Raw genomic sequence first — 18,040 nt, 5'->3', positions numbered from 1 at the left:
CGACTAATCAAATAATGAGTTATGCAAATTGGCGTTGTTGAGATTGTTGTTGTGGCTCTGGAGTGAACCACGCCAACTTCTCTGACAGGGACACCACTTCACCAATGACGATAAGAGACGGCGATTGCGCGTCTTTAGCAAGTTCAGCGAGTTGAGCAAGCTGTCCTTTAAAAATTCTTTGAGTTGATTGAGTGCCACGCTCAATAATGGCGATCGGCGTCTCTGGGCTGCGACCATACTCAACAAGCTGACTCTGTATATAATTGGACTTCATCAACCCCATATATATCACTAGCGTTTGATTGCCGCGGGCGAGGGTTGACCAGTCCATTTGATCGCTTTCTGCTTTTAAGTGACCGGTAATGAACATCGCAGACTGAGCATAATCACGGTGAGTCAATGGAATGCCAGCGTAGGCGGTTGCCCCCGCAGCAGCGGTGATACCTGGAATGACTTGAAATGAGATACCAGCATCGGCGAGAACTTCAAGCTCTTCACCACCGCGGCCGAAAATGAACGGATCACCACCTTTAATGCGAACGACACGATGACCTTGCTTAGCAAAGTCGACTAATAGCTGGTTGGTTTTCTCTTGCGGAACACTATGGTGACCAGCTCGCTTACCGACACAAACTAAAATGGTGTCGCTGGGCACTAGCGCCATAATCTCGTCCGAGACAAGGTAGTCATAGAGAACCACATCGGCTTGCTGCAAAAAGCGAATCGCTTTAAGTGTCAATAGTTCAACATCGCCCGGCCCTGAACCGACAAGCGCAACCTCACCTTGTCCAAGGAGACTCTGCCCTATTGAATTCAGATCCGTTCGATTGCTGCGCTGTGCATGCCGACTACTCAGTGGGAATTGAGAGATCGTATCCTTGCTCGCCATAATGTCACCCTTTCCATTTCTCTTTGGGCATTATGGCGTTGTAGTTATATTACCGGAAATTCTAAAATTTCATTTTTTATATCAATTTCTGATAAGGAAATTTGTTATAAGTGATTACGAATCGATCATTTTTGAGAGACTCTAGGCAGAACGCCATAAAGAAATTGGTAAAGATCACGTTTTAATAGTGATTAGCCGCATTGTTTCATTTCATTTTGTTACATTATGCAACTTCTAACGTAACGCTATCGGAGCTTAAAAATGAAAGTAGCAGTGAAACCTCTGTCTCTTGCTGTACTCGGTGGTATGTTAACTATGGCTGGCCCAGCTATGGCTGATACCATCAAACTACGTATCGTTGAAACGACTGACATTCACACGAATGTCATGGATTACGATTACTACAAAGACAAACCATCACAAAAGATTGGCCTAGCTCGTGCTGCTACTATCGTTAAACAAGCTCGTGCAGAAGTCGAAAACAGCGTTCTTGTGGATAATGGCGACCTTATCCAAGGTAGTCCAATGGGCGATTACATGGCCGCTAAAGGTATTAAGCCAGGTGAAGTCCACCCTGTTTACAAAGCAATGAACCAGCTCAATTATGATGTGGGCAATATTGGTAACCATGAGTTTAACTACGGTCTTAAATTCTTAGCGGAAACGATCAACGACGCAAACTTCCCATACATTAATGCCAACGTTTTCGATAAAAAAACAGGGGAACACCACTTTAAGCCGTATGTCATCAAAACACATACCTTTAAAGATGTAGATGGTGTCGAGCATAAAATTAAAGTGGGCTACATCGGTTTTGTACCACCACAAATCATGGTTTGGGATAAAAAGAACTTAGAGGGCAAAGTTGTCGCCAAAGACATTAAAGAAACAGCCGAAAAACTGATTCCTCAAATGAAAAAAGAAGGCGCGGATGTCATTGTCGCAATAGCTCATTCTGGTGTGTCATCAGACCCGTACAAGTATGGCGCTGAAAACTCAACGTACTACCTTGCTAACGTTAAAGGTATCGATGCAATTGCATTTGGTCACTCCCATGCCGTCTTCCCAGGTAAAGGCTTTGATAACATTCAAGGCGTAGACAACGAGAAAGGCACGATTAATGGTGTTGCTTCTGTCATGCCAGGACGTTGGGGCAGCCACGTTGGTGTTATCGACCTTGAATTGAAAGAAAAAGATGGTAAGTGGACGGTCGTTAGCGGCCAGTCTGAAGCACGTCCAATCTTCGATAAAGCGCACAATAAACCTCTAGCTAAAGAAGACGCTGGTATAGTTAAAGCACTCGAAGCTGACCACAAAGGGACTCGTGAGTTCGTTAATCAACCAATTGGTCAGGCGAATGATGTAATGTACAGCTTCCTAGCTTTGGTTCAAGACGATCCAACAGTACAAATCGTAAACCTAGCGCAGAAAGATTATGTTGAACGATTTATTCAAGGTGACCCTGATCTTTCTGATATTCCAGTACTTTCTGCAGCTGCACCATTTAAAGCCGGCGGCCGTAAAAACGATCCAGCAAACTTTACTGAAGTTGAATCTGGTCAACTAACCTTCCGTAACGCTGCTGACCTTTACCTATACCCGAACACACTTGTTGCGATGAAAGTAACCGGTAAAGAAGTGAAAGAGTGGCTAGAGTGTGCTGCTGGTCAATTTAAACAAATCGATGTCAACAGCACCGCCCCGCAGCAGCTGATTGATTGGGATGGATTCCGCACCTACAACTTCGATGTAATCGATGGTGTGAATTACCAAATTGATGTCACGAAACCTGCAAAATACAACGGTGATTGCAGAGTCATCAACCCTGATGCAGAGCGTATCGTTGGCCTTACTTACCAAGGTAAGCCAATTGATATGAAACAAGACTTCATCATTGCGACCAACAACTATCGTGCATATAGCAACAAATTCCCTGGCACTGGTTCTAAATTTATCGCATTCGACTCACCAGATGAAAACCGTTCTATTTTGGCGGCCTACATTAGCCGTGTCAGTAAAGAAAAAGGTGATGTAACACCAAGCGCAGATAACAACTGGTCATTTGCACCAATCAAGTCTGACACAGCACTTGATATTCGCTTTGAAACTTCTCCAAGTGAAAAAGCAGCACAATTCATTGAGTCTAAGGGTCAATACCCGATGAAGCGTGTAGCGACAGATGATGTCGGTTTTGCGGTATACCAAATCGATCTTGAAAAATAATCCAGCAAGATAACTAAACCAAAGCCGCAATGTCGATTGCGGCTTTTTCGTATTGTCATCCCACTCACACCTAGTGAACGATATACGCTACACTCTTGGCTATCACTTTTATCCACTGAACTTGATCATGCTTGACGCTTTCCAACAGCAGTTGACTAATAACGGTTTTACCCAACAAGAAATTACCCAGCTATCTGACAGTGCACAATTTATTGAGCTTCCAACACGCCATATATTACTTCATCAAGGGGAAGTCGCCTCGGAAATACACTTTCTTATTGAAGGCATCTGTCACTCGGCCTATTTAACCGATAAAGGCAAAGAATTTAGTAAAGAGTTCTATTGGGAGAATGACTGGATAATAGGCTTTGAAAGCCTCATCAAACAGCAACCATCACCCTATTTACTTGAATCTCTCACACCTTGCTCAATTTTATCGCTACCGATAGAGACGTTACGTGTTTGGCGCGAAGAAAAGCACAGCATTTATCTTAAACTGCTCGAAACCCAACTGATGTACAAAGAGAACAAAGAGCGCTTTATGTTGCTTTACAGCCCAGAAGAGCGCTATGAGCTATTCTGCCAGCACTACCCTGAACTACTTGAGCGATTGAATGATTACCAAATTGCGGCGTATCTGGGCATTACTCCCATCAGCTTAAGTCGGATCAAAAATCGCCAGTAAAGTTAACAATTGTTAATGCAGCCGAAGGAGTGACTTGCTAGATTCGGTTTATCACTTATTGAAGACGAAATCGCATGATCACTTGGCAACTTATCCCTTTTTCAGGTTTAACCACCAACCAGCTTTATCAGCTTCTCAAGCTCAGAGTTAACGTGTTTGTTGTTGAACAAACCTGCCCTTACCCTGAGCTTGATGACAAAGACCATCAAGCAGGTGTCCACCATCTATTGGGTTACCAAGGTGAGGAGCTCATCGCTTGTGCTCGATTACTACCAAGTGGTATCAGCTACCCATCGGTCAGCATTGGTCGTGTCGCGACTGTTGAAACTAAACGCGGCGGCGGACTTGGTCATCAACTGCTACAACAGGCGTTACTGGGGTGTGAGTCGTTATGGCCTGGCGAGAGCATCGAAATTGGCGCGCAAGAACATCTTGCTAGCTTCTACGAGAAACATGGTTTCGTTCAAACGTCAGCAATGTATCTCGAAGACGACATACCGCATATCGATATGAAATTGAATAAGTAACACGATGCGTTCGGCCACCTACTCTGCAATCCTATTATTAGTGTTGGGTAACTTAGCTGCGTCCTTCTCCGACGTGGCAGTAAAGTTGCTTGATGGAGAGGTGTCGGCGTTTCAGTATATTTTTATTCGTCAATTGTTATCGACGTTAGTTATTGCGCCATTTTGGTGGCGACAGAGCAAACAAAAACGGGCACTGACACATCCAAAAATAAATCTTTTACGTGCCCACCTAATCATTATAGGTAGCGGTTGTATGGTCGTCGCTATTACTCATCTAACATTAGCCACAGCCAACGCCGTATTCTATGCCGCTCCACTGGTGATGTTGCCGCTATCTGCTCTATTGCTGAATGATAAACCAAACTGGCGCCGTGTCGCAGCTACACTGTTTGGTTTTATCGGAGTGATGGTCGTGTTAAGGCCAACAGAGTTTCATTGGGCGGCCATGTTTGCATTAGGCACAACGCTGACTTTAGCCTTATTTAACATTACGGCACGTAAGCTGCCGGCAAGTCAAAGTGTCATAAGCACACTGTTTTGGACATCACTGCTTTCTTTGCCAGTGTCGGCATTATTGGCCATTCTCCATTGGGCACCAATAACACTCAATCAGATCCTGCTTATCTTAACCAGCGCTGGACTGATACTGACCTACAACGGGCTGGCGGTAATAGCCTACCAACGCGCTCCGGCGAATAACATTGCTGTGGCGGAAAATTCGGGATTAGTCTTTGTCGCGCTGTTTGGCATAGCGTGGTTTAACGAAGTGCCTAACTGGCTAACGACATTAGGGATAGTGATGATCATTCTCCCCCTAATGCCTTGGAAAGGATTGCTCGATGACCTGAAACGTCGTGGAGGTTATTTACTACGGCCAAAACCGCCGTCTGATAAACGGAAAAACATCACCGATTGATTGTTCTTCTCTAACTGTAAGATATCAAGCTGCCCACTCTCTTTAAGCTTGAATCGCACCAATTGACCATGCTTAATTCGGCTAAGAGGTTTGTCTGAGCCTTCAACTTTGACCAGTGCATTCAAATCTGACATGGCTAAACCATTATTACGAAAAACCTGAGCCAACGTATCGCCGCTTTTCACTTCATACTCTTTCCAGGCATCTGAAGCTAACGACTGTTGCTCAGCACTTTTTTGCTCGCTCAAGCTACGAGTGTTGATATTCACTTCAACTCGTTGAGATGGCGTAGCTGGGCTTTCTTTTTGTGGTTGCGATTCCGGTAGAGGGATAACAAGCAATACTAGCAATAAAGGAACTAACACCACCAATGCTCGCTGGTGCAGTTTTGGCAGCATATTCCATTTAGTCAGCACCGGCTGCTTAATCTGTTGCCAATCAACCGAGCTGAACTTTTCTTTCACTAGCTCTAGGTAATCCACTTGTTGCTTCTTTTTCTTTCTGCGATTCATCGCACCTTCTCTCCAAACGGGCTGCGTTACCAGTATAAAAAATCAAGACCTTATGAGTATAGGAATTTTCGCGCGAGCAGGTCATTACTCGCTAAAAATTGACAAATAGCATGCTGAAAGTCGATCTAAATCTCACATTACAGCTAGCCGCCTCGTATCAACCCTCTGACGTTTCATCACGCGGCTATTACTGGTATCCTTTATCCTTTATACACCATATAAAGAGAGACACCATGTCTGAAGTTAAATTTGAGACTGTAGAGCAGAAAGCAAGCTACGGTATCGGTCTACAAATGGGTCAGCAGCTAGCTGGTTCTGGTCTTGAAGGTCTAAACGTTGACGCTATCGCTGCTGGTATCGCAACAGCACTAGTTGGTGAACAGCCAGCTATCGAGATCGACGAAATCAACAACGCACTACAAGAACTACACACTCGCGTAGAAGCAGCACGTCAAGAAGCAGCTAAAGCAGCAGCAGCTGACGGTGAAGCATTCCTAACAGATAACGCTCTACGTCCAGAAGTAACGGTACTTGAGTCTGGTCTGCAATACGAAATCATCACTGAAGGTACTGGTGAGATCCCAACCTCTGACAAGCAAGTACGTGTTCACTACCACGGTGAGCTAACAGACGGTACTGTATTCGACAGCTCTGTATCTCGTGGTCAACCGGCTGAATTCCCAGTAACTGGCGTAATCAAAGGTTGGGTTGAAGCTCTTCAACTAATGCCTGTAGGTTCTAAGTGGAAACTATACATCCCTCAAGACCTAGCATACGGTGAGCGTGGCGCAGGTGCAGCTATCCCTCCATTTGCTGCTTTAGTATTCGAAGTAGAACTACTAGACATTCTTTAATCGATAAAGATTAAGCATATTTAAAACGGCGATACCTAGGTATCGCCGTTTTTTTATAAAGTTAGCACACCCACAGCTTTTCGTGCGCCATTAGGTATATGATGCGAAATGACGTTAAACAAAATCATAAGGAAATCGTCGTAGTCACTACAGCTCACGCTGGAGTGATTGGTGGTGTCGGCTCTCTATTGGCACTGACTTAACGAAAATGTTCACCGACAGCGTTGAGGTAGACAGTGCGCCCTCTGCATTGATTATGGACCTAGCACTAGTAAGCTCGTTTTCGCCTTTAATCATCAATGCTCTTCAGCACAAGGCGCGATCAGCGAGCTAACTTCTGCTTTAGCGGGGATTTAGCAGTAAGAAAAAACGGGGGAATTTATTGAACAAAGGTCGATCAGTGTATCAGCCTTTTTTAATAGCAGAATGGAATTACAGATACAAAAAAGCCGAGCTAGTGCTCGGCTTTTTTTGTTCTTACGAACCTGATTACTCAGCAGCTTCTTCAGCAGCTGGACGATCTACAAGCTCAATGTAAGCCATTGGAGCTTTATCACCAGTACGGAAACCAGCTTTTAGGATACGAGTGTAACCGCCCTGACGAGCAGCAAAACGTGGACCTAGTTCGTTAAACAGTTTTGCAACTACTTCGTTGTCACGAGTACGTGCAAATGCTAGACGACGGTTAGCAACGCTGTCAGTCTTAGCTAGTGTAATCAAAGGCTCAACTACGCGACGTAGCTCTTTTGCTTTTGGCAGTGTAGTCTTGATAACTTCATGACGTACTAGAGAGCTAGCCATGTTGCTAAACATCGCTTTACGATGTGAGCTGTTGCGGTTGAGTTGACGACCACTCTTACGATGGCGCATGACCTAATCCTTCTAACTTTATCGATTAATCTTCAGCGATAGACGCTGGTGGCCAGTTTTCTAGGCGCATGCCCAGAGACAGACCACGTGATGCAAGTACGTCTTTAATCTCAGTAAGAGATTTTTTACCAAGGTTAGGCGTTTTAAGTAGCTCAACCTCAGTACGCTGTACAAGATCACCGATGTAGTGAATCGCTTCTGCTTTCAGACAGTTAGCAGAGCGAACTGTTAGTTCAAGATCGTCTACAGGACGCAGTAGGATCGGATCGAATTCTGGCTTCTCTTCCTTCTCCTCAGGTACACGTACATCACGAAGATCTACGAACGCATCCAATTGTTCAGCTAGGATAGTAGCTGCACGACGGATTGCTTCCTCAGGGTCTAGAGTACCGTTCGTTTCCATATCGATAACAAGCTTGTCTAAGTCTGTACGCTGCTCTACACGAGCTGCTTCAACAGAATAAGCAATCTTGTCTACTGGGCTGTACGTAGCGTCAACCAGTAGGCGGCCAATTGGACGCTCATCTTCTTCAGTATGGATACGAGCCGAAGCTGGAACATAACCACGACCACGTTCAACCTTGATACGCATAGCGATCTCAGCGTTGTCATCCGTTAGGTGACAAATAACGTGTTCAGGGTTAGCGATCTCTACATCACCATCATGGGTGATGTCACCTGCAACCACAGGGCCCGAGCCTGATTTGTTCAAAGTAATGAACACTTCATCTTTGCCTTCGGCAACGCGTACAGCTAGACCTTTAAGGTTTAGTAGGATTTCAAGAATATCTTCCTGAACGCCTTCTTTAGTGCTGTACTCATGAAGTACGCCTTCAATTTCTACTTCTGTTACAGCACAACCTGGCATAGAAGATAGAAGAATACGGCGAAGTGCATTACCAAGAGTATGGCCAAAACCACGCTCTAATGGCTCAAGAGTTACTTTTGCGTGAGTCGTGCTAACTTGTTCGATGTCAACAAGACGTGGCTTAAGAAATTCTGTTACAGAACCCTGCATTGTGTCCTCTCTTTAGTTTAAACCTTACTTAGAGTAAAGCTCGACGATCAATTGTTCGTTGATGTCAGCAGATAGATCTGAACGCTCAGGCATACGCTTGAACGTAGCTTCCATCTTACCAGCATCTACTTCAATCCAAGTTGGTTTTTCACGTTGTTCAGCAACTTCTAGAGCTGCTTTAATACGAGATTGCTGTTTAGCTTTCTCGCGGATAGAAACAACGTCATTAGCCGCAACTTTGAAAGAAGGAATGTTTACAACTTTACCGTTAACTAGGATAGCTTTATGGCTAACTAGCTGACGTGCTTCTGCGCGAGTTGCGCCAAAGCCCATGCGGTAAACTACGTTATCAAGACGACCTTCAAGAAGCTGAAGTAGGTTTTCACCTGTGTTGCCTTTAAGACGTGCAGCTTCTTTGTAGTAGTTACGGAATTGTTTTTCTAGAACGCCGTACATACGACGAACTTTTTGCTTCTCACGAAGCTGAACGCCATACTCAGATAGACGACCGCGACGAGCGCCGTGTACACCTGGTGCGTTATCAATTTTACACTTGGTATCGATCGCGCGTACGCCAGACTTAAGGAATAAGTCAGTACCTTCGCGACGGCTAAGCTTCAGCTTAGGACCCAAATATCTTGCCATGATCTTTCTCCAGTAATCTAAAAAACGTTATACGCGACGTTTCTTAGGTGGACGACAACCGTTATGAGGGATTGGTGTAGCATCAACGATGTTTGTGATGCGGAAACCAGCAGCGTTCAGTGCGCGAACAGTAGATTCACGACCTGGACCAGGACCCTTAACCATAACTTCCAAGTTCTTTAGACCGTACTCTTTAGCCATTTCAGCACAACGCTCAGCAGCAACCTGTGCAGCGAACGGAGTAGACTTACGAGAGCCACGGAAACCTGAACCACCTGCAGTAGCCCAAGCTAGTGCGTTACCTTGACGGTCAGTAATGGTTACGATTGTGTTATTGAAAGAAGCATGGATGTGCGCAACACCGTCTGCAACTTGTTTGCGAACGCGTTTACGCGCGCGAGTTGGTTGTTTAGCCATTGTACTCTACCTTCCCGATTATTTCTTGATCGGCTTACGCGGACCCTTACGGGTGCGAGCATTGGTTTTAGTACGCTGTCCACGTAGTGGTAGACTGCGACGATGACGAAGACCACGGTAACAGCCAAGGTCCATAAGACGCTTGATGTTCATTGATACTTCACGACGTAGATCACCCTCTACAGTGTATTTAGCTACACCATCACGCAGTTGATCGATCTGTTCTTCAGATAGTTCACTGATCTTAACATCTTCAGCAATACCCACTTCAGCTAGGATAGCTTGAGAGCGAGTCTTACCGATGCCGTAGATTGACGTTAGTGCAATCACAGCATGTTTTTGATCAGGAATGTTAATGCCTGCTATACGGGCCATTATTCACTCCTAGTGTTTCATAAAAGAATTAGCCGCAGCAAAGCCCGTTATGGATACGCTGCGGGATACTACTTCTTTTGCACGCAAAAGGTAGGCCGAGGAATATACTCGACACTACCTTATATTTCAAGTAAAAATTTCTGCTAATTAGCCTTGGCGCTGCTTGTGCTTTGGCTCACTGCAAATCACGCGAACGACACCGTTACGCTTGATAACTTTACAGTTACGGCAGATTTTTTTAACGGAAGCACGAACTTTCATTGCTAAACTCCGTAAATGAAATCTGAGTCTACCGCCGAATTAACGACCATAGCCTTTCAGATTTGCTTTCTTCAACACAGAATCATACTGTTGAGACATCAGATGAGTCTGTACCTGTGCCATAAAGTCCATGATAACAACAACTACGATTAGTAGTGATGTACCGCCGAAGTAGAAACGTACGTTCCACGCGACCATCATAAACTCTGGAATCAGACAGATAAAGGTAATGTAAAGCGCACCAGCAAGGGTTAATCGCGTCATTACTTTATCAATGTACTTAGCTGTCTGTTCACCTGGGCGGATGCCGGGTACGAATGCACCGGACTTCTTCAAGTTATCTGCTGTTTCACGCGGGTTGAAAACCAACGCCGTGTAAAAGAAACAGAAGAATATAATCGCTGCTGCATAAAGCATTACATACAGGGGTTGACCTGGGCTAAGAGCCAAAGACACGTCAGTTAACCAACCGAACGCGCTGCTCTCACCGTTCTGACCAAACCACTGAGCCAGTGTTCCTGGGAACAGGATAATGCTTGAAGCAAAGATTGCCGGAATAACACCTGCCATATTAATTTTTAGTGGCAAGTGAGTACTTTGCGCAGCAAATACCTTACGACCTTGTTGACGCTTCGCGTAGTTGACAACGATTCTACGCTGACCACGCTCCATGAAAACAACGAAGTAGATAACTGCGAAAGCTAGTACAGCAATCAACAGCAGAAGAAGTACATGCAATTCACCTTGACGCGCTTGCTCGATTGTTTGACCAATTGCCTTAGGCAATCCAGCAACAATACCTGCAAAAATTAGTAACGAAATACCGTTACCAATTCCGCGCTCTGTAATTTGTTCACCTAACCACATTAGGAACATGGTACCGGTTACTAAACTTACGGTCGCAATTAGCGTAAACATGGTTTGGTTGATAACAACCAGATTATCGACCATGTTTGGTAGGCCTGTTGCGATACCAATAGCTTGGAATGTTGCAAGTACAAGCGTGCCGTAGCGTGTATATTGGCTGATCTTACGACGGCCTGCTTCACCCTCTTTTTTGAGTTCAGCTAACGCTGGATGAACTACAGTTAGCAGTTGGACAACAATAGATGCCGAAATATACGGCATGATGCCCAACGCTAATATAGATGCACGCTCAAGAGCACCACCGGAGAACATGTTAAACATCTCTACGATGGTACCTTTTTGCTGTTCGAACAAATCGGCAAGTACAGCAGCGTCAATACCAGGGATCGGCACAAAAGAGCCTGCTCGGAATACTAAAAGTGCACCAATTACGAATAATAAGCGCGACTTTAGTTCACTTAAGCCGCTCTGAGCACTACGAAAATCTTGACCTGGTTTCTTAGCCATCTGTACCTCGTTCCTCGAGATTATTCCTCGATTTTACCGCCTGCAGCTTCGATTGCAGCTTTAGCGCCTTTAGTCACACGTAGACCTTTAACAGTCACTGCTTTGTTAATTTCACCAGATAGAACAACTTTTACGAATTCGATGTTCTTAGTGATAACGTTAGCAGCTTTAAGGCTGTTTAGATCTACTACGTCACCAGTTACTTTCGCTAGCTCAGCTAGACGAACTTCAGCAGACACTAGGCTCTTACGAGAAGTGAAACCGAATTTTGGTAGACGTTGTTTTAGAGGCATCTGACCGCCTTCAAAACCTGGACGAACTGAACCGCCAGAACGTGACTTTTGACCTTTGTGGCCACGGCCACCAGTCTTACCTAGGCCAGAACCAATACCGCGACCTACGCGCTTAGCAGTAGTCTTAGCACCAGCAGCTGGTGATAGAGTATTCAAACGCATTCTGATTACTCCTCAACTTTAACCATGTAGTAAACCTTGTTGATCATACCGCGAACGCACGGAGTATCTTCAAGTTCTACTGTGTGGTTGATTTTACGAAGGCCTAGACCTTTAAGACACGCTTTGTGCTTAGGTAGACGACCAATTGAGCTTTTAGTTTGAGTTACTTTAATAGTTGCCATGGTGTTCTTACTCCGAAATAGATTCAACAGTTAGACCACGTTTAGCAGCAACCATTTCTGGTGACTTCATGCTACCTAGTGCATCGATCGTTGCACGAACGATGTTGATAGGGTTCGTAGAACCGTATGCTTTAGATAGTACGTTGTGTACACCAGCAACTTCTAGTACTGCACGCATCGCACCACCTGCGATAACACCAGTACCTTCCGCAGCAGGCTGCATGTAAACTTTAGAGCCCGAATGGCGACCTTTCACCGGGTGGTGAAGAGTACCTTCGTTAAGCGCGATCGTAGTCATGTTACGACGTGCTTTTTCCATTGCTTTTTGAATCGCTGCAGGTACTTCACGAGCTTTGCCGTAACCGAAACCTACGCGACCGTTACCGTCACCAACTACTGTTAGTGCAGTGAAGCTCATGATTCGACCACCTTTAACCGTCTTAGATACACGGTTAACTGCGATTAGCTTTTCTTGCAAATCATTCGCTTGAACTTGTTGTTCTTTAGCCATCTTCCAACCCTACCTTAGAATTTCAGACCAGCTTCGCGAGCAGATTCTGCTAGCGCCGCTACTCGACCGTGGTATTGGAAACCAGAACGATCAAATGCAACTGAAGCTACGCCTTTTTCAAGAGCGCGCTCAGCAACAGCTTTACCTACTGCTTTAGCTGCATCGATGTTACCAGTGTTCTTAACTTGCTCACGGATCGCTTTTTCTACAGTAGAAGCTGCTGCGATAACCTCAGAGCCGTTAGCTGCAATCACCTGTGCGTACACGTGACGAGGAGTACGGTGTACTACTAGGCGAGTTGCACCCAGTTCTGCAATCTTACGACGTGCACGTGTAGCACGACGGATGCGAGATGCTTTCTTATCCATAGTGTTACCTTACTTCTTCTTAGCTTCTTTAGTACGCACATTTTCATCTGCGTAACGAACACCTTTACCTTTGTAAGGCTCAGGCTCACGGTAAGAACGAATGTCAGCCGCAACCTGACCAACAAGTTGTTTGTCACAACCAGTGATCACGATTTCAGTTTGGCTTGGACATTCAGCTTTGATACCCGCTGGCAGCTCGTGCTCAACTGGGTGTGAGAAGCCAAGTGTTAGACCTACAGCATTGCCTTTGATAGCAGCACGGTAACCAACACCTTTAAGAGTTAGCTTCTTAGTAAAGCCTTCAGTAACACCAACAACCATGTTGTTAACTAGAGCGCGAGCAGTACCCGCTTGTGCCCATGCATTAACAACACCTTCGCGTGGACCGAAAGTAAGATTGCTTTCTTCCTGAGCTACAACTACTGCGTCGTTAAGAACGCGAGTTAGTTCGCCTTTAGCACCTTTTACAGTGATTTCTTGGCCGTTTAGTTTCACCTCTACGCCAGCTGGAATAGCGACAGGTGCTTTAGCAACACGAGACATAGTCTACTCCTTATTAAGCTACGTAAGCGATGATTTCACCACCAAGACCTGCTTTGCGTGCAGCGCGGTCTGACATAAGACCCTTGGAAGTTGAAACGATAGCAACACCAAGACCACCCATTACAGAAGGAAGTTCATCTTTCTTCTTGTAAACACGTAGACCTGGACGAGAAACACGTTTAAGTTGCTCGATAACTGGTTTAGCTTGGAAGTACTTAAGAGTAACTTCAAGCTCAGGTTTAACTTCGCCTTCAACAGCGAAATCAACGATGTAACCTTCAGCTTTTAGTAGTGCAGCAATTGCAACTTTAAGCTTTGAAGAAGGCATTTTTACAGCAACTTTGTTTGCTGCCTGACCGTTACGAACGCGGGTCAGCATATCCGAAATCGGATCTTGCATGCTCATATGATTTACTCCAAATGATTAAGTGGCAATTACCAGCTAGCCTTACGAAGTCCAGGAATCTCGCCTTTCATGCAAGCTTCGCGAACTTTGATACGGCTTAGACCGAACTTACGTAGGTAACCGTGTGGACGACCAGTTTGGTTACAACGGTTGCGCTGACGTGATGCACTTGAATCACGTGGAAGAGATTGCAGTGTAAGAACTGCGTTCCAACGATCTTCTTCAGATGCGTTTACATCGCTGATGATAGCTTTAAGCGCAGCACGCTTTTCAGCGAACTTAGCTACTAGCTTCGCACGTTTTGCTTCACGTGCTTTCATTGAATTTTTAGCCATAACAGTAACCCTTCACCTTACTTACGGAATGGGAAGTTAAAGGCAGCCAGCAGAGCTCGGCCTTCCTCATCAGTAGCAGCAGACGTCGTGATAGTGATGTCTAGACCGCGTACTTTATCAACTTTATCAAAGTCGATTTCCGGGAAGATGATTTGCTCGCGAACGCCCATGCTGTAGTTACCGCGTCCGTCAAAAGACTTAGCGCTAACGCCACGGAAGTCACGTACTCGTGGAAGAGCGATGCTAATCAAACGCTCAAGAAAATCCCACATACGTTCGCCACGCAAGGTTACTTTACAACCGATAGGGTAGCCTTCGCGGATTTTGAAACCTGCAACAGATTTACGCGCTTTAGTGATAAGTGGCTTTTGACCAGAGATCGTTGCCATATCAGCAGCTGCGTTTTCTAGCAGTTTCTTATCGTTAATTGCTTCACCAACACCCATGTTTAGGGTGATTTTCTCGATTCTAGGGACTTGCATGACGCTTGTGTAGCTAAACTGTTTGGTCAGTTCAGCGACTACAGACGACTTGTAGTAATCATGCAGTTTCGCCATAGTAGAACTCCAAATTACTTCTATTAGTTAGAAACGATTTCGTTGTTAGATTTAAAGAAACGTACTTTCTTACCATCTTCAAAACGGAAACCGATACGGTCAGCTTTACCAGTAGCTGCGTTAAAGATTGCAACGTTAGAAGCATCAATTGCTGCTTCTTGTTCAACGATGCCACCTTGTTGACCTAGAGCCGGAACCGGCTTTTGGTGCTTCTTAACAAGGTTAATACCTTCAACGATAACTTTACCGGTTGCTAGAACCTTAGTTACTTTACCTTTCTTGCCTTTGTCTTTACCAGCAAGAACGATTACTTCGTCATTACGACGGATTTTAGCTGCCATTTCTACGTGCTCCTTACAGAACTTCTGGAGCCAGTGAAACGATCTTCATGAACTTATCGCCACGAAGTTCGCGTGTCACAGGACCAAAGATACGTGTACCGATTGGTTGCTCAGTGTTGTCGTTCAACAATACGCAAGCGTTTCGGTCGAAGCGAATGACAGAACCGTCAGGACGACGTACGCCTTTACGGGTGCGCACTACCACCGCCTTCAGAACGTCACCTTTCTTAACTTTACCGCGAGGAATTGCTTCCTTAACAGTAACTTTGATAACGTCACCGATATGTGCATAACGGCGGTGAGAGCCACCCAGAACCTTAATACACATTACGCTGCGTGCGCCTGAGTTATCAGCTGCGTCCAGCATACTTTGCATTTGGATCATGTTAGTGCTCCGCTAAATATAAAAAAAACTAGACCCTCTCGGGTCGGGCTGCCTCTTTAAAAGGGACGCGAATTGTACCACCCTTTTTTAAGATTGGGTAGTCAAAAAATAAACGGCTCCAAAAATAATTTTGGAGCCGTTTAATTTCATAGAATTAGCTAAGATTAACCTTTAGCTTTTTCTAGAACTTTTACCAAAGTCCAAGACTTAGTCTTAGACATTGGACGACACTCTGCGATTTCAACGCTGTCGCCTAGGCCACATTCGTTGTTCTCGTCATGTGCGTGTACTTTAGTCGTGCGCTTTACGTATTTACCGTAAATTGGGTGTTTAACCATGCGCTCGATAGCAACTACGATAGACTTGTCCATCTTGTCGCTAACAACACGACCTTGTTGAGTACGTTTTACTTCGCTCATTATGCGCCTGCCTTCTCAGTCAAAACAGTTTTCACACGTGCGATATCACGGCGTACAGCTTTCAGAGTATGAGTTTGCTGTAGTTGACCAGTCGCAGCCTGCATGCGCAGGTTGAACTGTTCACGTAGCAAATTCAATAGCTCAGCGTTAAGCTCTTCAACGCTTTTCTCGCGTAGATCTTGTGCTTTCATCACATCACCTGCTTAGTTACAAATGTAGTTTTGAATGGCAGTTTACGAGCCGCTAGGCGGAACGCTTCACGTGCCAATTCTTCAGGTACACCACCCATTTCGTACATAACCTTACCAGGTTGGATTTGGGCTACCCAGTACTCAACGTTACCTTTACCCTTACCCTGACGAACTTCAAGTGGTTTTTCTGTGATAGGCTTGTCTGGGAACACACGGATCCAGATTTTACCTTGACGCTTAACGTGACGTGTCATTGCACGACGTGCCGCTTCGATTTGACGAGCAGTTAGACGACCACGGCCAGTAGCTTTAAGACCGAATTCGCCGAAGCTTACATCAGTACCTTTAGCTAGACCACGGTTACGACCAGTCTGAACCTTACGGAACTTAGTACGTTTAGGTTGTAGCATCTGTCGACTCCTTACTTACGGCCTTTGCGCTGCTTCTTAGGCTTGTCGCCTTTAGGCTCTACAGCGTTAGCTGCTGGCATACCGCCTAGAATCTCACCTTTGAAGATCCAAACTTTAATGCCGATCACACCGTATTGAGTGTGAGCCGAAGAAGTTGCGTAATCAATGTCAGCACGTAGAGTGTGTAGAGGTACACGACCTTCACGGTACCACTCTGAACGTGCAATTTCAGCGCCGCCTAGACGACCACTTACTTCTACTTTGATGCCTTTAGCGCCTAGACGCATAGCGTTTTGTACCGCGCGCTTCATAGCACGACGGAACATAACACGACGCTCTAGCTGAGACGCGATGCTATCACCAACAAGCTGTGCATCTAGCTCAGGCTTACGTACTTCAGCGATGTTAATCTGCGCTGGTACACCTGCGATTTTAGCTACAGCTGTGCGTAGTTTCTCTACGTCTTCACCTTTCTTACCGATTACTACGCCTGGACGAGCAGTGTGAATAGTCACACGGATGCTCTTAGCAGGACGCTCGATAACGATGCGTGAAAGTGATGCTTTTTTCAGTTCACTTGTAAGGAACTGACGTACCTTGAAGTCGCCGTCTAGGTTGTCAGCGAAATCTTTGGTGTTAGCAAACCATGTAGCATTCCAAGGCTTAACGATGCCTAGACGAATACCATTTGGATGTACTTTTTGACCCATTGCTTACTCTCCTAGTCTCTTAGCGATCTGCAACAACAACAGTGATGTGGCTAGAACGCTTCAAGATACGATCCGCACGACCTTTAGCACGAGGCATAATACGCTTCATGATCGGGCCTTCATCTACGAAGATTTTTGCGACATTTAGATCGTCGATATCTGCGCCTTCGTTGTGCTCCGCGTTAGCGATAGCTGACTCAAGAACTTTCTTGATCAGTTCAGCAGCTTTTTTGTTGCTGAAAGTCAGGATTTCTAGAGCCTGGTCTACAGATTTACCACGAATTTGATCCGCAACTAAGCGAGCTTTCTGAGGCGAAATGCGAGCAAAGTTATGTTTAGCTAGTGCTTCCATTATCTACTCCTTAACGCTTCTTCGCTTTCTTATCCACGACATGGCCGCGGTAAGTACGAGTTGGTGCGAATTCACCCAGTTTGTGACCGATCATTTCTTCGGTAACGAAAACTGGTACGTGCTGACGACCATTATGGACAGCGATGGTCAAACCAATCATTGATGGGATGATCATTGAACGACGGGACCAAGTCTTAATAGGCTTTTTGTCTCCGCTTTCCACCGCTTTCTCTACCTTCTTCAGCAAGTGTAGGTCAATAAATGGACCTTTCTTGAGAGAACGTGGCATGGCGATTCCTCTTTATATAG

The 18,040-nt window shown here is 45.3% G+C and carries 30 protein-coding genes; 5 read left to right on the top strand and 25 right to left on the bottom strand.

Annotation, left to right across the window (positions count from 1 at the left end):
• Nucleotides 1-19 precede the first annotated feature (19 nt).
• The gene (gene cobA, locus ACU01J_RS03580) at nucleotides 20-889 is read right to left on the bottom strand and encodes a uroporphyrinogen-III C-methyltransferase (protein ID WP_481084427.1); all 870 of its coding nucleotides are present in this window, start codon (nucleotides 887-889) and stop codon (nucleotides 20-22) included.
• A 261-nt stretch (nucleotides 890-1,150) separates the two neighbouring features.
• Here cobA and cpdB point away from each other — a divergent pair, with 261 nt between their 5' ends.
• From cpdB to ACU01J_RS03560, 4 genes are all read left to right on the top strand, one after another.
• On the top strand, nucleotides 1,151-3,112 hold the full coding sequence (gene cpdB, locus ACU01J_RS03575) for a 2',3'-cyclic-nucleotide 2'-phosphodiesterase (RefSeq protein WP_481084426.1): 1,962 nt from the start codon (nucleotides 1,151-1,153) through the stop codon (nucleotides 3,110-3,112).
• 127 nt (nucleotides 3,113-3,239) lie between these two features.
• Nucleotides 3,240-3,797 (top strand): Crp/Fnr family transcriptional regulator, encoded by a 558-nt coding sequence (locus ACU01J_RS03570; RefSeq protein ID WP_481084425.1) that lies wholly within the window; start codon nucleotides 3,240-3,242, stop codon nucleotides 3,795-3,797.
• A gap of 74 nt (nucleotides 3,798-3,871) precedes the next feature.
• Nucleotides 3,872-4,324 carry a GNAT family N-acetyltransferase gene (locus ACU01J_RS03565; RefSeq protein WP_481084424.1) on the top strand — a complete coding sequence of 151 codons (453 nt, stop codon included), beginning with the start codon at nucleotides 3,872-3,874 and terminating at the stop codon, nucleotides 4,322-4,324.
• 4 nt (nucleotides 4,325-4,328) lie between these two features.
• On the top strand, nucleotides 4,329-5,240 hold the full coding sequence (locus tag ACU01J_RS03560) for a DMT family transporter (protein WP_481084423.1): 912 nt from the start codon (nucleotides 4,329-4,331) through the stop codon (nucleotides 5,238-5,240).
• Here ACU01J_RS03560 and ACU01J_RS03555 read toward each other — a convergent pair.
• The gene (locus tag ACU01J_RS03555; protein WP_481084422.1) at nucleotides 5,186-5,752 is read right to left on the bottom strand and encodes a LysM-like peptidoglycan-binding domain-containing protein; all 567 of its coding nucleotides are present in this window, start codon (nucleotides 5,750-5,752) and stop codon (nucleotides 5,186-5,188) included. The genes ACU01J_RS03560 and ACU01J_RS03555 overlap by 55 nt on opposite strands.
• A gap of 233 nt (nucleotides 5,753-5,985) precedes the next feature.
• On the opposite strand from ACU01J_RS03555, the gene bamJ reads away from it, so the two are divergent.
• Nucleotides 5,986-6,606: a BamJ family beta-barrel-assembly machinery protein gene (bamJ, locus tag ACU01J_RS03550; RefSeq protein ID WP_004410401.1), complete on the top strand. Its 621-nt coding sequence runs from the start codon at nucleotides 5,986-5,988 to the stop codon at nucleotides 6,604-6,606.
• Between the two features lie 489 nt (nucleotides 6,607-7,095).
• On the opposite strand, the gene rplQ is transcribed toward bamJ, so the two are convergent.
• From rplQ to rpsS, 23 genes are all read right to left on the bottom strand, one after another.
• A complete protein-coding gene (gene rplQ, locus ACU01J_RS03545; protein ID WP_004410405.1) occupies nucleotides 7,096-7,476 on the bottom strand; it encodes a 50S ribosomal protein L17 in 381 nt (126 codons plus the stop codon).
• A 25-nt stretch (nucleotides 7,477-7,501) separates the two neighbouring features.
• The gene (locus ACU01J_RS03540) at nucleotides 7,502-8,494 is read right to left on the bottom strand and encodes a DNA-directed RNA polymerase subunit alpha (RefSeq protein ID WP_004410407.1); all 993 of its coding nucleotides are present in this window, start codon (nucleotides 8,492-8,494) and stop codon (nucleotides 7,502-7,504) included.
• Nucleotides 8,495-8,518: 24 nt separating this feature from the next.
• Nucleotides 8,519-9,139, bottom strand: coding sequence for a 30S ribosomal protein S4 (gene rpsD, locus ACU01J_RS03535; protein WP_004410410.1), 621 nt, complete (start codon nucleotides 9,137-9,139; stop codon nucleotides 8,519-8,521).
• A gap of 27 nt (nucleotides 9,140-9,166) precedes the next feature.
• A complete protein-coding gene (gene rpsK / locus ACU01J_RS03530) occupies nucleotides 9,167-9,556 on the bottom strand; it encodes a 30S ribosomal protein S11 (protein WP_001118870.1) in 390 nt (129 codons plus the stop codon).
• A gap of 18 nt (nucleotides 9,557-9,574) precedes the next feature.
• Nucleotides 9,575-9,931, bottom strand: coding sequence for a 30S ribosomal protein S13 (gene rpsM, locus ACU01J_RS03525; RefSeq protein WP_004410414.1), 357 nt, complete (start codon nucleotides 9,929-9,931; stop codon nucleotides 9,575-9,577).
• A gap of 147 nt (nucleotides 9,932-10,078) precedes the next feature.
• The gene (rpmJ, locus tag ACU01J_RS03520; protein ID WP_000868186.1) at nucleotides 10,079-10,192 is read right to left on the bottom strand and encodes a 50S ribosomal protein L36; all 114 of its coding nucleotides are present in this window, start codon (nucleotides 10,190-10,192) and stop codon (nucleotides 10,079-10,081) included.
• A 39-nt stretch (nucleotides 10,193-10,231) separates the two neighbouring features.
• Nucleotides 10,232-11,566 carry a preprotein translocase subunit SecY gene (secY, locus tag ACU01J_RS03515; protein WP_481084421.1) on the bottom strand — a complete coding sequence of 445 codons (1,335 nt, stop codon included), beginning with the start codon at nucleotides 11,564-11,566 and terminating at the stop codon, nucleotides 10,232-10,234.
• A 20-nt stretch (nucleotides 11,567-11,586) separates the two neighbouring features.
• The gene (gene rplO / locus ACU01J_RS03510) at nucleotides 11,587-12,021 is read right to left on the bottom strand and encodes a 50S ribosomal protein L15 (protein WP_004410426.1); all 435 of its coding nucleotides are present in this window, start codon (nucleotides 12,019-12,021) and stop codon (nucleotides 11,587-11,589) included.
• Nucleotides 12,022-12,026: 5 nt separating this feature from the next.
• Nucleotides 12,027-12,203 (bottom strand): 50S ribosomal protein L30, encoded by a 177-nt coding sequence (gene rpmD, locus ACU01J_RS03505; RefSeq protein WP_004410429.1) that lies wholly within the window; start codon nucleotides 12,201-12,203, stop codon nucleotides 12,027-12,029.
• Nucleotides 12,204-12,210: 7 nt separating this feature from the next.
• On the bottom strand, nucleotides 12,211-12,714 hold the full coding sequence (gene rpsE / locus ACU01J_RS03500; RefSeq protein ID WP_004745894.1) for a 30S ribosomal protein S5: 504 nt from the start codon (nucleotides 12,712-12,714) through the stop codon (nucleotides 12,211-12,213).
• 14 nt (nucleotides 12,715-12,728) lie between these two features.
• A complete protein-coding gene (gene rplR / locus ACU01J_RS03495) occupies nucleotides 12,729-13,082 on the bottom strand; it encodes a 50S ribosomal protein L18 (RefSeq protein ID WP_008072351.1) in 354 nt (117 codons plus the stop codon).
• Nucleotides 13,083-13,091: 9 nt separating this feature from the next.
• Nucleotides 13,092-13,625, bottom strand: coding sequence for a 50S ribosomal protein L6 (gene rplF / locus ACU01J_RS03490; protein ID WP_053438825.1), 534 nt, complete (start codon nucleotides 13,623-13,625; stop codon nucleotides 13,092-13,094).
• 13 nt (nucleotides 13,626-13,638) lie between these two features.
• The gene (rpsH, locus tag ACU01J_RS03485; RefSeq protein ID WP_053438824.1) at nucleotides 13,639-14,031 is read right to left on the bottom strand and encodes a 30S ribosomal protein S8; all 393 of its coding nucleotides are present in this window, start codon (nucleotides 14,029-14,031) and stop codon (nucleotides 13,639-13,641) included.
• Nucleotides 14,032-14,060: 29 nt separating this feature from the next.
• A complete protein-coding gene (gene rpsN, locus ACU01J_RS03480) occupies nucleotides 14,061-14,366 on the bottom strand; it encodes a 30S ribosomal protein S14 (RefSeq protein WP_004410442.1) in 306 nt (101 codons plus the stop codon).
• A 17-nt stretch (nucleotides 14,367-14,383) separates the two neighbouring features.
• Entirely contained in the window at nucleotides 14,384-14,923 is a 540-nt protein-coding gene (gene rplE / locus ACU01J_RS03475) for a 50S ribosomal protein L5 (RefSeq protein ID WP_481084420.1), read from the bottom strand.
• Between the two features lie 23 nt (nucleotides 14,924-14,946).
• Nucleotides 14,947-15,264, bottom strand: coding sequence for a 50S ribosomal protein L24 (rplX, locus tag ACU01J_RS03470; protein ID WP_004745885.1), 318 nt, complete (start codon nucleotides 15,262-15,264; stop codon nucleotides 14,947-14,949).
• Nucleotides 15,265-15,277: 13 nt separating this feature from the next.
• Entirely contained in the window at nucleotides 15,278-15,649 is a 372-nt protein-coding gene (gene rplN, locus ACU01J_RS03465) for a 50S ribosomal protein L14 (RefSeq protein WP_004410450.1), read from the bottom strand.
• 164 nt (nucleotides 15,650-15,813) lie between these two features.
• On the bottom strand, nucleotides 15,814-16,068 hold the full coding sequence (rpsQ, locus tag ACU01J_RS03460) for a 30S ribosomal protein S17 (protein WP_008072333.1): 255 nt from the start codon (nucleotides 16,066-16,068) through the stop codon (nucleotides 15,814-15,816).
• Nucleotides 16,068-16,259 carry a 50S ribosomal protein L29 gene (gene rpmC, locus ACU01J_RS03455; protein ID WP_004410456.1) on the bottom strand — a complete coding sequence of 64 codons (192 nt, stop codon included), beginning with the start codon at nucleotides 16,257-16,259 and terminating at the stop codon, nucleotides 16,068-16,070. The genes rpsQ and rpmC overlap by 1 nt, the downstream gene beginning before the upstream one ends.
• A complete protein-coding gene (gene rplP / locus ACU01J_RS03450; protein WP_004410459.1) occupies nucleotides 16,259-16,669 on the bottom strand; it encodes a 50S ribosomal protein L16 in 411 nt (136 codons plus the stop codon). Before rplP ends, rpmC begins: the two co-directional genes overlap by 1 nt.
• 11 nt (nucleotides 16,670-16,680) lie before the next feature.
• Nucleotides 16,681-17,379 (bottom strand): 30S ribosomal protein S3, encoded by a 699-nt coding sequence (gene rpsC / locus ACU01J_RS03445; RefSeq protein ID WP_004745879.1) that lies wholly within the window; start codon nucleotides 17,377-17,379, stop codon nucleotides 16,681-16,683.
• A 19-nt stretch (nucleotides 17,380-17,398) separates the two neighbouring features.
• On the bottom strand, nucleotides 17,399-17,731 hold the full coding sequence (gene rplV, locus ACU01J_RS03440; RefSeq protein WP_004410462.1) for a 50S ribosomal protein L22: 333 nt from the start codon (nucleotides 17,729-17,731) through the stop codon (nucleotides 17,399-17,401).
• A 10-nt stretch (nucleotides 17,732-17,741) separates the two neighbouring features.
• On the bottom strand, nucleotides 17,742-18,020 hold the full coding sequence (gene rpsS / locus ACU01J_RS03435; protein ID WP_004410465.1) for a 30S ribosomal protein S19: 279 nt from the start codon (nucleotides 18,018-18,020) through the stop codon (nucleotides 17,742-17,744).
• Nucleotides 18,021-18,040 lie beyond the last annotated feature (20 nt).

The sequence above is a fragment of the Vibrio sp. 2433-A1 genome (assembly GCF_056726085.1).
Note: the sequence above shows the minus strand (reverse complement) of the source record. Positions and strands in the feature narration are given on the sequence as shown.